This window comes from Enterococcus sp. AZ177 (assembly GCF_050544585.1).
Lineage (GTDB): Bacteria > Bacillota > Bacilli > Lactobacillales > Enterococcaceae > Enterococcus_L > Enterococcus_L plantarum.
Genome location: NZ_CP172944.1, coordinates 1,743,116 through 1,755,774 on the forward strand (window position 1 = coordinate 1,743,116; position 12,659 = coordinate 1,755,774).

Consider the following 12,659-nt stretch of genomic DNA (forward strand, 5'->3'; position numbering starts at 1 on the left):
CTTTGTCTTTTGTTCAATCTTTGATACTATTAAGTGTGAAAGGACGTTGAAAATTCATGAAAAATATCCAAGCAGTTGCATTTTTCGATTTAGATGGAACATTATTAAACGACAAATCACAAATTACGCCAGAAATACGATCAGCTATCAGTTCGTTAAAAGCTAATAATGTCTTGCCTCTTATCGCAACCGGAAGAACGATTGTAGAGATTGAACACATTATGCATGACAGCGGTATTGATTCCGCAATCGTTATGAATGGTCAATTTATTCAAGTTGAAGGAAAAAAAGTCTATTCAGATGAGTTTACCTACGAAGAATGCCTAAAAATGTATGAACATGTCAAAAGTTTAGGTCATGAAATCTCCTTTTATAATGATCAGCACATTTGGTGTTCAGGTCACAGCGAGATTTTAACTAATGCATATGCTTTTATCCATTCAGAATCGCCCATCATTGACCGATCGAGCTTAAAAGATAAAACCGTTAATATGATGCTTGTTTTATCTGAAGATGGTGATGAACACTATTTGAAGCATTTTCCAGAAATGACTTTTTATCGTAACGGCCCTTATTCAATCGACACTGTCAGAAAAGGTGTTTCTAAAGGATCTGGGGTTAACAATCTCTTTAAAACATTAAATTTACCCACCGTTCCCACGTTTGCTTTTGGTGATGGTATCAACGACTTAGCTTTGTTTGAAGCTTGCGACAATAAAATTGCGATGGGGAATGCTCGTAAAGAGTTAAAAGAACGTTCTAGTTTTATCACTAAGAAAAATACTGACGGCGGAATAGTTCATGCCTTGAAACACTTTGATTTGATTTAGTATTTTAATTTTTACAGTAAAAATAAAAAATCCCGCTTCCTATTTGGAAGTTGGGATTTCTTTTTTATGTCTTTTTTGATGAACACAGATAACGGTTCCTGTCACTTGAATCAGTAAGAGAAAAAGTAATAATGCACTTAATCCTATATGTCCCTGATCGAATGTCCTTTTTAGCAATACAAGTAAAATCAGACTGCTTACTGAATAAAGTGACCATTGTTTATCCATAATATCTAGACCCCTTTGGTTTGTTATCTATAAGGATAGGACTTTTGATTCGAAAAAGCAAGGAACTTTTAGGTATCTGTGAATTTTCGTACAATTTTTTAGTGTTTCTTTATAATTCTAAGGAAACTCTAAACATTATGACTTCGTTTTTCCGTTGATAACGTATTCTATCCATTTCACACAACACAAAAAAATGATACACTTACCTTACTGTAAATTTACTGTAAGGAGGTTTTGTTCATGTGTGAAAAAAATCAAACCAATATACAACTTATTTTAGATACCTGTTTAATGGCAGGTAAAATCATGACTGAAAGTGGTTCTGAAGTCTATCGTGTTGAAGATACGATGAATCGCATCGCAGAAAATGCTGGTCAAAAAGAAAGTGTAAGTTATGTTACGGCAACCGGACTTTTTATGGGGTTTCGATCTAGCAATTATACTCAATTAGAAAATGTTACTGAACGAAGTATCAATCTAGAAAATGTCGCAATTGTTAACAACCTATCACGAAAATTCGCGGATAAAGAAATATCTTTGGAAGAATTAAATCGAAAGCTTAGAAATATTAATCATGAAGCACCAACTTATTCTGTGCTGTTACAAATTTTTGCAGCAGGACTTGTCAGTTGTACCTTGATGTACATTTTTGGTGGAAATTGGCATGATTTTTTAGCTACTTTTTTCATAGGAATGATTGGATTTAGTGTTGCATATTTCACTAAGAATTGGCTAAATATCAAATTTTTAGATGATTTTTTAGCAGCCTTTATTATTGGTTTATTCGCTTATTTAGCAGTGAAATTCCACTTGGCAGAAAATATTGATAATATTATTATCGGCGCCGTGATGCCGCTTGTTCCAGGTGTTGCCATCACCAATTCCTTTAGAGACATCTTGGCTGGTCACTTATTAAGTGGAACAGCACGTGCAACCGAAGCAATATTTGTCGCTGGTTCCATCGGGATTGGTATCGCCATTGTATTTAAATTATTCATGTAAGGAGATCTGAAAATGGAAGTCGTTATTCATTGTTTGTTTAGCTATTTAAGTACGGTTACGTTTGGGATCGTTACAAATGTTCCTAGAAAAGTTTTAAATACCTGTGGTATTACGGGCGCTGTCGGTTGGATGATTTACTGGTCTACTAAAAATCTAGATGCGGGTGTGATTTTTGCGAATTTTCTTGGTGCGATCGGAATTGGTCTGTTGAGTATTTATTTTTCACGTAGAAAAAAAATGCCTATGACGATTTTTAACATCCCTAGCCTCGTACCTTTAGTTCCAGGCGGACCTGCTTATCAAGCCGTAAGAAGTATTGTTTTAGGTGATTATGTCAGCGGTGTTCATTTTATCATCAAGGTAATCATGACGGCAGGAGCAATTGCCGCTGGATTTATGGTAACGGGTATTATCGAACGTCTGTTAAAAAATAGTTTAGATAAAAAAAGATCATTTAAGTAATAAAAAATTACTTAGATGATCTTTTTTGTTTAATCAATTGTTATTTCTTCCGCTTCTTCTTCGAAAAATAATAGTAAATCTTGCAATGTTAGTTTTTCTTTTTCTTCTTTGTTTAAGTCTTTGATGATTTGTCCTTTTTGCAGAACAATTAATCTATCACCGTAATGTAGCGCATCTTCCATACGGTGCGTGATCATCAAGCAAGTTAATTCACCTTCTTTGATTCGCTGATCTGTAAGTTGCATCAATTGCTTAGATGTCTTAGGATCAAGCGCTGCAGTATGCTCATCTAAAAGAAGCAACTCAGGCTTTGTCAATGTAGCCATCAACAGACTTAATGCTTGCCTTTGTCCACCTGAGAGATTACCCGTTGGCGTATCCAAATGATTTTCTAACCCATTTCCGACTTCACGACAGATTTTTGTGAAAAACGTTCGTTCATCATTCAACTTGCGTAATCTTAAGCCGCGTTTCTTTCCTCGATGAAGTGCTAAAAGTAAATTTTCAGCAACAGTCATTCTTGGTGCTGTGCCCATTTTGGGATCTTGGAAAACACGTGATAAGTATTTTGCTCGTTTTTCTTCGGAATACGCTGTAATATTTTGATCATGGACAAACAAATCCCCTTCACTCAGTGTCACTGTACCGGCAATACTATTAAATAAGGTACTTTTACCGGCTCCGTTACCACCTAAAACCGTGACGAATTCGCCTTGAGAAATTTTCAAATTCACATGATTTAAAATCATTTTGGTTTCATTTAATCCGTTATCAATCCGCTTAGTGGCATTTTTAAGTTCTAAAACTGTAGTCATTTTTCACCCTCCTTTTGTGGTAAAAAGTGTAAATTTAATGCTTTTTTCAATTGCGGAATCATTAAGCATGCAGCTAAGATCACAGCTGAGAAGATTTTTAAGTATGTTGTATCAAAACCGAGTTTAATGACTAATAATATAAGTAATTGATAAATAATACTTCCAACAACAATCGCTACTAAGCGTTCTGCAAAAGTCAATTCTCCAAACAACACTTCACCGATGATGATCGATGCCAAACCAATAACGATTACACCTGTTCCTTTGTTGACATCGGCATATCCGTCATTTTGAGCGATTAGTGCGCCTGATAGAGCGATCACACCATTCGATAACGTCAATCCTAATATTTTCATAGAATCTGTTTTAATTCCGATTGAGCGTGCCATATGCTCATTATCACCGGTTGCAATATACGCTTGTCCTAAATTTGTATTAAAGAAAAAGAGTAATAAACTAATGATGATTGCTAGAAATATAACGCCTAAAAATACGATATCATAATAGTTTGGTAAATTTAATTGTAAAAAGAAATCTTGAATTTTAGGTTTATTCAACAACGATAAATTTGGAGTTTGCATCACATAAAGAATAACCGAATTCAAACCGGACATCACCAAAATTCCTGCTAATATTACTGGAATTTTTCCTTTCGTAAAGAGTAATCCAGTCACAAGACCTGCACACATACCTGCCAAAACACCTAATAACGTTGCAAAAATAGGATGGATTCCTGATGTGATAGCCGTAACACAAACTGCCCCTCCCAGTGGAAACGAACCTTCTGTTGTCATATCTGGAAAATTTAAAATACGATAGGTCATAAAAATTCCTAACCCTAATATTGCCCATAACATTCCTTGTCCAATTGCTGAAACTATCATTTGATCCTCTCCCTGTGTTTAATCTATGATTTTTGCTTTTGATGTGACATTTTCAGGGATTGATATTCCCAGTTTGTCTGCTTGTTTTTGATTGATGATAATATCTCCTGTTTTAAAGGTATAAATCGGTGTTGTTGCAGGCTTAGCTTTTCTTGATAAAATATCTGCTGTCATCTTACCTGTTTGGACACCAAGATCAAATTGATTGATTCCAACTGTAGCAAGTCCGCCTTGTTCAACCATTGTATCAACAGAAGGAATAATCGGTGTCTTTGTTTTATCAGCTTCACTGACGACAGTTTGCATGGCATTGGCTATTGTATTATCTGTAGGAATATAGATGAAATCAACTTCGCTCGTCATCACTTGAACGGTTTGCGCGATTTCGTTACTGGATGGAACCGCGAACGTTTTTACCGTCATTCCAATTTTTTCAGCGATTCTTTTTGCCTCTTCCACTTGGTATTTGGAATTTTCTTCAGATGAAGCATATAAGATGCCGACTTTTTTCCTTTTTGGTAAGATTTGCGTTATTAACTCAAACTGAGCGGTGACAGGTGATTTATCACTTACACCCGTAATGTTCCCACCTGGTTTTTGATTATCTTTGACTAGTCCAGCACTAACAGGATCCGTAATGGCTCCAAGTATGATTGGTATTTCTGAAGTTGTATTAGCAAGTGCTTGAGCTGCTGGTGTTGCGATTCCGATCAAGACATCGGATTTTTTTTCTTGTACTAATTGCTGACTCATTGTTGCTAGCTTACTTTGGTCTGCTTGACCATTTTGAAAAGCAAGCGTCATGTTTTTACCATCTTCATATCCTTTTTCTTTTAAACCAGCCTGAATCCCTTTATAAATCTGATCCAACGCAGGGTGGCTAACAAACTGCAAAACTCCGACTGTCGGTATATTTTGCTTTACCGTTTCTTGCTTCTCGATAAAAAATGACCCTATCAAAAATACAACAATAATTGCTACAATGACTGATAAACGATTTATTCTCATCTTTTTCCTCTCTCTCTAAACATATAAATAAGTCAAAACAAAAAACAACGACAAATCCTAAAAAGGAGCGGTCGTTGTTATATAAACAAAAACCACATAGAAAACTCATCTATGCGGTCAAAAAATCATCTTGAATAAGCCGACATAGATACAAAATTTAGAACTTATCATCTAAAGTTGTATCTACGAGAGTATCATACATACAACTATCTACGCCAGTTTTGCCATGAATTATTCGATTGCTTCATTGGTTTTGATAGTCTTTTCATGTAATCACTCCTATAGTTTCTGTTGCAATCAGTGTACACTAAAAAGAATTTATTCGTCAAGTCTAAAACCGTTTTTAACAGTAATTATTTCAAATTGTGTTTATCCTTTTTGAGATTTTTTAATCGTTTTCGGTAGCTCCAACTGTCTTTATTTTCTTTAAAAGGAAAAAAATCTAAACGTGTAAACATCTTTTGCGATGCCTTATTCCAATTGAATATCTCACTGACAGTCATAAAATCTCGACCCATTTTTTTTGATTTATAGATAAAGTACTTTGTGACCATCCGTCCAATATGTTGATCACGAAATGCTTTGTCGATCACGATGGCATAGTCATCTTCAGCGAGCCAGACATCCCCTATTATTTGAGTTTTTTTATCTTTTTTATATTCAATGTAATAAAGTAACCCATGATCATTTTGCCACTCATACATTTGTTGGATTTGTTCTTTTGTGTACGTAATTCTTACTCCTACGATGTTCCGCATACTTTCTGGATCCTGATACCATTTTAAAGACTCCTCACGAAGCGTATCAAAAGGAATCAACCGAATAGTTTCAGACAATCGAACTTTTTTTGGTGTCGTACGATTGAAAGAGGACTCAGGCTTAGACCGAGTCCTCTTTTTAGCTAAATCTGTCGCCAAAGTCCGCCATTTAAAACTTGTCACGTCGTTCACTTCTTACATACACACGCTGTAATCTAGGTTTTATCACAAAAAGTCCCAATAAACTGAATAGAATAAATTCTCTCATATCAAGCCCTTCTTTCTGAAATTGATTTTATTGTGCTACTGAATCAGCTTCCACAGATTGATCTAACATTTGCTCAGATTCACTAGTCGCTGGTTCACTTGTAGTGCTTGTTGTTGAATTTGATGTAGCAGATGGCTCTACTATACTAGACAATGACAACTGATTCAAAGATGGGATAAGCATCTTTTTTGTGTCAAAATTTTCATCAATAGAAATTCTATTTTTTTCTTTTCCGTTTTCAAAGAAAACAATCGCTACTTCATTTTTTTTGATTTTGTATTTTTGCTCGATTTTCTCTACATCATAAACCATCGGATAAAGGTAAATACTACGGTTAAAATCTTTCATTAGTTCTGAGTCTTTTAATACATTCATCACGTTACCATAAGTACGGCCACTTGGCACTGAAAATAAAACGGTCATTGCTGTTTTTTCACTAATTTCTTTATCTGCTGTTTTGGGATCTAAATAATTTGCCTTTTTTGATAAATTCTCTTGGTTTACTAAAGATTTAATTTCAGAAGCACGAATATTCGCCTGTACTTTAGGTACTACCATGAACAAGCTTATTATAACTAGAACTATTACAACTAAAATAATTGCCGTCAGTTTCTTCTGTCTATTAATGAATTCTATAATATTATCTTTAACATTGATAAAATCTTTCTTCATTTTGTCTCTCCTCTACTACGTATAATCCCATTATACTAGTACTTCTTTCCTTTGCCTAGTATAACAAATAATGCTCCAGCTATTTTTAATAAAAAATAGATTTTTTTCATTTCAATCTATATAAATGTTAAAAAAGAACAATAATAGCAAATGGTTTCACTCATTGACAAACTAGTATTCCTAACCTATACTTTCACTAAAGATCGATAAATTAAAATACGATGAAAAAATATCGTGCTATTTTAGTAAAATGATGAGAGAATCTCAGCTGATGAAAAGATAGAAGGTGAAAAAAAGAAGAAGAACCTATAAAACACGAACAAGCTCGTTCAGTTATCCGTTATTTTTACTGAGTGTACTTGATTTATTATGTATATTTTTATAAATTTAACTAAAAAATGGAGGACTATTTATGCCAAACAACAAGCAAAGAATCCCTTTCCGTTATGATATTGTCGGTAGTTTTTTACGCCCTGACTATTTGAAAAAAGCACGTGCGGCTTTCCTTGACGGGACTATTACAAAAAATGAATTAACAACCATCGAAGATCAAGCAATCATTGATTTAATTGAGAAACAAAAAAATGCTGGACTTTATGCTGTAACGGATGGTGAATTTCGCCGACGTTGGTGGCATTTAGATTTTATTGCAGGCTTAAATGGTATTACTGTCTATGATTTCCAAACAACTGCTTTTGGTATTACGACAGACGCTCAAGGAACATATGTAAGTGGCCCACTATCTTTTTCAAAAGATCATCCGTTTCTTGATCATTTTCGTTTCACTCAAAAATATGCGTCGCCTCTTTTGGCTAAACAGACCATTCCTGGACCCAATATGATATTTTTAGATTCACTGATTTTATCCAAACAATACAATCAGAATCCTATTTATAGTTCTTTAGAAACGTTCAAAGAAGATTTAATTAAAACCTATCAAGACGCAATCCAAGCTTTTTATGATGCTGGTTGTCGTTACTTACAATTAGATGATACAAGCTGGGGTGGATTATTTGATGATCGCTTTCGTGAATTGATTTCGAATAACGGTCTGGATGCTGATCAACTATTGAATGCTTTCCAAGACGTAACTGAAAAATGTTTAGTAAACAAGCCAGCTGATCTTGCTGTTACCTTTCATTTTTGTAAAGGTAATTTCCAATCCCATTGGCTTTATAACGGCTCTTATGAAACAATCGCCAAAAATTTATTTTCTATTGAAGCATTTGACGGCTTCTTTTTAGAATATGACGATGAACGTTCGGGTGGTTTTGAACCTTTGAAGGAATTAAAAGATCAAAAAATCGTTCTAGGACTAATCACCACTAAAAAGGGTGAACTTGAAGACGTCTCAAGCGTTGAAAAGCGTATCAAAGAAGCGAGCAAATTTGTGCCGTTAAATCAAATTTGTCTCTCTCCTCAATGCGGTTTCGCATCGACACACGAAGGAAATCACCTAACTGAAGAAGAGCAATGGGCTAAAGTTCGACTAGTCGTTGATATAGCTAAAGGTGTTTGGCAAGACGCTTAACTAAAGGAGGATGGAACAGAAGCTTATTTTCAAAGGCTTTTGCTCCTGCTCCCACTGTTTATTCGCATTTAGGGTGTGAAACAAAAGTGATTTTTACTTTTGTCTCGCACCCTTTTAAACAGTAAAAATCTGTTTAGTTTTCTTTACAAATTTCATTATTTTTTTACTTTATCGATTTACTAAATGTGCCATATAGGTAATCCTATGATGCAAGCCACGAATCGCAACGGATATTTCATAAATCAACCTTAGGCAAGCCCTTAAACTATTCCGACTGCTTATGATAATAAAATAACTGTGCTTACTTGGCATAGACTTCCTCAACTTCATTTAAACCAACTGGCTCATCTACACTAACTATATTAAAAAAGAAAGCGTATTTATTTACTAAAGCGATTCATTCATTTCATATTATCAGGATTTTATTCCTCACTTCCTTTATAAATAAAAAGAACTCCGCTATAATGGTATTATTATGTATATAGAATTGAGGGATGTTTATGTCATTTGATGGCGTATTTACTCATGCAATGGTCTCCGAATTATCAGAGACTTTAGCCACCGGCCGAATTTCAAAAATTCATCAGCCATACGAAAATGAAATTATTTTAGTGATCCGGACTATGGGAAAAAATCATAAATTACTATTATCAGCTCATCCAAGTTATGCTCGAGTCCAGCTAACCGAAATCGCTTATGCCAATCCAGATACACCGCCAAACTTTGTCATGATGTTACGGAAATTTCTTGAGGGTGCTATCTTAGAACAGATTCACCAAGTCGAAAATGATCGTGTGATCCACTTTACCTTCACTAAAAGAGATGAACTCGGAGATCTCCAAAATATTGTTCTGATTGTTGAATTAATGGGCAGACACAGCACGATTGTTTTGGTCAACAAAGAAAACGGCAAAATTTTAGATGCTATCAAACATATTGGTAGTTCACAAAATAGCTATCGCTCGTTGTTACCAGGGGTTGAATACATCGATCCACCGAAACAAACCCAACAAAACCCATTCGAATCAAGTAAAGAAAAAGTCTTTGAAATTCTTTCAAAAGCAAGTGAACTTAATGGAAGCTATTTACAAAGTCAATTTCAAGGGTTGGGCAAAGATACTGCTGACGAGATTGCCTTTCGTTTAAATGAACGTCCTAATGAAAAAATGCTTGTGTGGCAGTCATTTTGGTCTTCTCTTGAACATGAACTCGCACCCACGTTAACAATCACAGAGAAAAAAGAATTTTTTACCCCTCTTCCATTTTCATCACTTGAAGGTAAGCAAGAAAATTTTGTGAACCTCAGTGAATTACTCGATACTTTTTATGGTGGAAAAGCAGAAAAAGACCGCGTTAAGCAACAAGGTGGCGAACTGATCCATAAAATTGAAAATGAACTGAAGCGAAATCAAAGTAAACTGGTAAAACTCCAACAAACCTTAGCCGATACTGAACATGCAGAAAATTATCGTCGAGATGGTGAACTTTTAACAACTTTTATGGCTCAAGTTCCAAAAGGTGCTCCATTCGTTGAATTACCAAACTATTACGAAGAAGATAAGTTGTTGAAAATAAACCTGAACCCAGCACTTACACCAAATCAAAATGCTCAAAAGTACTTTCAAAAATATCAAAAACTGAAAAATGCTGTTAAAGTGGTGCATGGCCAAATTGAACAGACTAATCAAGAAATCCGCTATTTAGAGTCCGTCCTATCACAATTGGAAATAGCAGGCCCAATGGATATTCAAATGATTCGTGAAGAATTAATCGAACAAGGCTATGTTAAAAACCGCGGTGCAAAAAAACAGAAACAACCAAAGAAAAGCAAACCAGAAGAGTTCTACTCATCTGACGGTAGCCTGATTCTTGTAGGGCGTAACAACCTGCAAAATGATCAATTGACGCTTAGAACAGCTAAAAAGACAGATATTTGGTTGCATGCAAAAGATATTCCTGGCTCTCATGTGATCATCAAAGAGAGCGATCCATCTAATGAAACATTAGTAGAAGCAGCAAATCTTGCCGCTTATTATTCTAAATATCGTTTATCTGCACAAGTTCCCGTAGACTATGTACAAGTAAAACATGTCCATAAACCTAATGGAGCTAAACCTGGATATGTCATTTATGAAAATCAAAAAACGATATATGTTACTCCAGATGAACAATTACTTGAAACATTAAAAACGAACACACCTCATTAAGAGGGATGTTCGTTTTTTTTAATCGCGAGCAACCATCGCTCGTTTTACTAAATTATTAGAAACCTCAGAAATAATATCGTTCGCTGTTACACCTTGCAATAACGGTTTTTTTAGCGTCATATAAAAAATATACTTTGGATCTTCCGTTGGAGTAATCGTCACAACCGAATGTAGATATTCTTGTTTTTGATAAATACCATTTTCAAAGAATTCTGCTGTTCCCGTTTTAGCGGAGACATTGATTCCGTCCATAGCATATTCTTTCCCCATACCATATTTAGGATCTATCGTAACATCTTTCATATACTCCAAGACTTTTCCAGCTGTTTCGCTTGAAATCGGTGTTCCAACTACTTCTGGTTGAATGATGGTTTCTTTTCCATTCGAAGAAACAACTTTACTGATCATATTAGGTTTTAGCATTTCCCCTCCGTTAGCAATGGCTGTGTAAGCCTGAAGCATCTGTAAATGAGTCACTGAAATTCCTTGTCCATATGATGTCATTGCTCTGTCGACTGTTGTTTTATTCTGGATTTCTCCAGTGGCCTCACCCGTCAACCCGAAATTTGTACTTTGACCAAAACCAAATTTTTTTAGATATTCTTGCCATAAATCAGGCATCCGCTCTTGAAGTGTCACCATTCCGACATTACTTGACCAAGCTAGACCTTGTCTAAATGTCATATTGCCCTCTCCAACGCCATTATTCCAATCATTGATTTGTGTATCGTCGATTTTGATATTTCCTGAAAGGAACTGCTCATTTTCACTGAATTTATTTTCTTCGATTGCACTTGCTACCATCATACTTTTCATCGTTGAGCCTGGTTCATAGACATCCTCTACAAGAATATTGCTCCAACGGGCTGTATTCGGATCTTCTAACCCTTTTCTTGTGTCTAATTCAAAAGAGGGTCTTTGTGAGGTCGCTAATATATTACCAGTTTTTGCTTCCATCAAAGTAGCTGTGATATGCTCAGGTTGGTATTTTTGTGCTGCATCATTTAATAGTTCCTCTAGGTAAAATTGTAAGTTGCTATCCAATGTCGTATAAATATCACTTCCGTCAACGCGTTTTTTCTCTTTCGCACTTCCCGGTTTTACATCACCGAATGCAGAATTTTTTTCATAACTACGAGAACCATTTTGACCAGATAATTTGTCATTATAAGCCTCTTCGATTCCCATCACACCTTGTTCGTTGCCTTTATCATCTTGATTGGTATAGCCAATAAAATAAGAAGCGAAGTTCCCAACTTGATAGGCACGTTTTTTCTCTTCACGGAAATAAATACCTGAAATCTTTTTCTTCTTTAATTCTTCTTCAATCGTTCTTTTTGTTTCAAAATTCAAATTTTTGCCATTTGTCCCAAATTCGACCGTTGTAACCTGTTTTCCCTCTTTATTTACACTTGGTTTTAATTGTTTTAATGTTAGTTCTTTCTCGATTTTTACATATTTTTCAAAGATTTCAGCAATTGTTGGCCAATCTTTTTCTTGGACATACAACTTGTTTCCTTCTAAATCAGTATAGTTTTCATCTAAAATAGCATATAACGAAAATGCACTCGAATCTTCGACTAAGACATTGCCATCTTTATCCAAAATCGATCCTCGTCTTGCTTCTAATGTCTCATGAACTTCATACAACTCTTTCGTTTTTTCAGAAAGAGAAATTCCTGCAACTTTCCCTGTAATCAGAATATAGGAAAGTCTAATTGTAAAGAGTAAAAAGATCAACATCGTCAAAAATAAAATTATCACACCAACACGTTTTCTATTTTTAATTGTTGAAAGATTATGATTCTTTATTATACCTTTTATTTTTTTCATTCTAGCTTATCTCCAAATTGAGTTTTTGTGTTCATCTCTACATAAAATTCCCTATTTACAGGGAATCTTACAGAGAAGAGTATGCATTCATTTTACCTCTTTTATTTACCGATTTTCTGCTTCTATTTTGCTTCTTAAACAAAAATTAGAGTATTAAAAAA

12 protein-coding genes are annotated in these 12,659 nt (G+C 34.9%); 5 read left to right on the forward strand and 7 right to left on the reverse strand.

Going from position 1 to position 12,659, the window contains the following annotated elements; all coding sequences use genetic code 11:
- Positions 1-56 precede the first annotated feature (56 nt).
- The gene (locus tag IGJ34_RS08485; protein WP_430597217.1) at positions 57-830 is read left to right on the forward strand and encodes a Cof-type HAD-IIB family hydrolase; all 774 of its coding nucleotides are present in this window, start codon (positions 57-59) and stop codon (positions 828-830) included.
- Between the two features lie 39 nt (positions 831-869).
- On the opposite strand, the gene IGJ34_RS08490 is transcribed toward IGJ34_RS08485, so the two are convergent.
- Positions 870-1,058 (reverse strand): hypothetical protein, encoded by a 189-nt coding sequence (locus IGJ34_RS08490; protein WP_069654818.1) that lies wholly within the window; start codon positions 1,056-1,058, stop codon positions 870-872.
- Between the two features lie 240 nt (positions 1,059-1,298).
- On the opposite strand from IGJ34_RS08490, the gene IGJ34_RS08495 reads away from it, so the two are divergent.
- Together IGJ34_RS08495 and IGJ34_RS08500 are read left to right on the forward strand one after the other, a co-directional pair.
- Entirely contained in the window at positions 1,299-2,060 is a 762-nt protein-coding gene (locus IGJ34_RS08495) for a threonine/serine exporter family protein (protein WP_069654817.1), read from the forward strand.
- 12 nt (positions 2,061-2,072) lie between these two features.
- Positions 2,073-2,522, forward strand: coding sequence for a threonine/serine exporter family protein (locus IGJ34_RS08500; RefSeq protein WP_111247107.1), 450 nt, complete (start codon positions 2,073-2,075; stop codon positions 2,520-2,522).
- 29 nt (positions 2,523-2,551) lie between these two features.
- On the opposite strand, the gene IGJ34_RS08505 is transcribed toward IGJ34_RS08500, so the two are convergent.
- The 5 genes from IGJ34_RS08505 to IGJ34_RS08525 all read right to left on the reverse strand — a co-directional run bounded on the left by IGJ34_RS08505 (position 2,552) and on the right by IGJ34_RS08525 (position 6,927).
- On the reverse strand, positions 2,552-3,337 hold the full coding sequence (locus IGJ34_RS08505) for an ABC transporter ATP-binding protein (protein WP_430597218.1): 786 nt from the start codon (positions 3,335-3,337) through the stop codon (positions 2,552-2,554).
- The gene (locus IGJ34_RS08510) at positions 3,334-4,221 is read right to left on the reverse strand and encodes an ABC transporter permease (protein ID WP_069654814.1); all 888 of its coding nucleotides are present in this window, start codon (positions 4,219-4,221) and stop codon (positions 3,334-3,336) included. The genes IGJ34_RS08505 and IGJ34_RS08510 overlap by 4 nt, the downstream gene beginning before the upstream one ends.
- Positions 4,222-4,239: 18 nt before the next feature.
- Positions 4,240-5,229 (reverse strand): tryptophan ABC transporter substrate-binding protein, encoded by a 990-nt coding sequence (gene trpX, locus IGJ34_RS08515; RefSeq protein WP_430597219.1) that lies wholly within the window; start codon positions 5,227-5,229, stop codon positions 4,240-4,242.
- A gap of 353 nt (positions 5,230-5,582) precedes the next feature.
- Positions 5,583-6,170, reverse strand: coding sequence for a GNAT family N-acetyltransferase (locus tag IGJ34_RS08520; protein ID WP_206850133.1), 588 nt, complete (start codon positions 6,168-6,170; stop codon positions 5,583-5,585).
- 112 nt (positions 6,171-6,282) lie between these two features.
- A complete protein-coding gene (locus IGJ34_RS08525; RefSeq protein ID WP_430597220.1) occupies positions 6,283-6,927 on the reverse strand; it encodes a hypothetical protein in 645 nt (214 codons plus the stop codon).
- 412 nt (positions 6,928-7,339) lie between these two features.
- On the opposite strand from IGJ34_RS08525, the gene IGJ34_RS08530 reads away from it, so the two are divergent.
- Together IGJ34_RS08530 and efbA are read left to right on the forward strand one after the other, a co-directional pair.
- Positions 7,340-8,458, forward strand: coding sequence for a 5-methyltetrahydropteroyltriglutamate--homocysteine S-methyltransferase (locus IGJ34_RS08530; RefSeq protein ID WP_430597221.1), 1,119 nt, complete (start codon positions 7,340-7,342; stop codon positions 8,456-8,458).
- A gap of 500 nt (positions 8,459-8,958) precedes the next feature.
- Positions 8,959-10,665, forward strand: a complete 1,707-nt coding sequence (gene efbA / locus IGJ34_RS08535) for a fibronectin-binding protein EfbA (protein ID WP_206836350.1) — start codon at positions 8,959-8,961, stop codon at positions 10,663-10,665.
- 18 nt (positions 10,666-10,683) lie between these two features.
- Here the strand turns inward: efbA and IGJ34_RS08540 are convergent, their stop codons facing one another.
- Positions 10,684-12,498, reverse strand: coding sequence for a penicillin-binding transpeptidase domain-containing protein (locus IGJ34_RS08540; RefSeq protein WP_430597222.1), 1,815 nt, complete (start codon positions 12,496-12,498; stop codon positions 10,684-10,686).
- Positions 12,499-12,659 lie beyond the last annotated feature (161 nt).

Bases quoted from the DNA above. Each gene is read 5' to 3' on its own strand.
- IGJ34_RS08485 (WP_430597217.1), top strand. From the start codon at position 57: ATGAAAAATATCCAAGCAGTTGCATTTTTCGATTTAGATGGAACATTA.
- IGJ34_RS08490 (WP_069654818.1), bottom strand. From the start codon at position 1,058: ATGGATAAACAATGGTCACTTTATTCAGTAAGCAGTCTGATTTTACTT.
- IGJ34_RS08495 (WP_069654817.1), top strand. From the start codon at position 1,299: ATGTGTGAAAAAAATCAAACCAATATACAACTTATTTTAGATACCTGT.
- IGJ34_RS08500 (WP_111247107.1), top strand. From the start codon at position 2,073: ATGGAAGTCGTTATTCATTGTTTGTTTAGCTATTTAAGTACGGTTACG.
- IGJ34_RS08505 (WP_430597218.1), bottom strand. From the start codon at position 3,337: ATGACTACAGTTTTAGAACTTAAAAATGCCACTAAGCGGATTGATAAC.
- IGJ34_RS08510 (WP_069654814.1), bottom strand. From the start codon at position 4,221: ATGATAGTTTCAGCAATTGGACAAGGAATGTTATGGGCAATATTAGGG.
- trpX (WP_430597219.1), bottom strand. From the start codon at position 5,229: ATGAGAATAAATCGTTTATCAGTCATTGTAGCAATTATTGTTGTATTT.
- IGJ34_RS08525 (WP_430597220.1), bottom strand. From the start codon at position 6,927: ATGAAGAAAGATTTTATCAATGTTAAAGATAATATTATAGAATTCATT.
- IGJ34_RS08530 (WP_430597221.1), top strand. From the start codon at position 7,340: ATGCCAAACAACAAGCAAAGAATCCCTTTCCGTTATGATATTGTCGGT.
- efbA (WP_206836350.1), top strand. From the start codon at position 8,959: ATGTCATTTGATGGCGTATTTACTCATGCAATGGTCTCCGAATTATCA.
- IGJ34_RS08540 (WP_430597222.1), bottom strand. From the start codon at position 12,498: ATGAAAAAAATAAAAGGTATAATAAAGAATCATAATCTTTCAACAATT.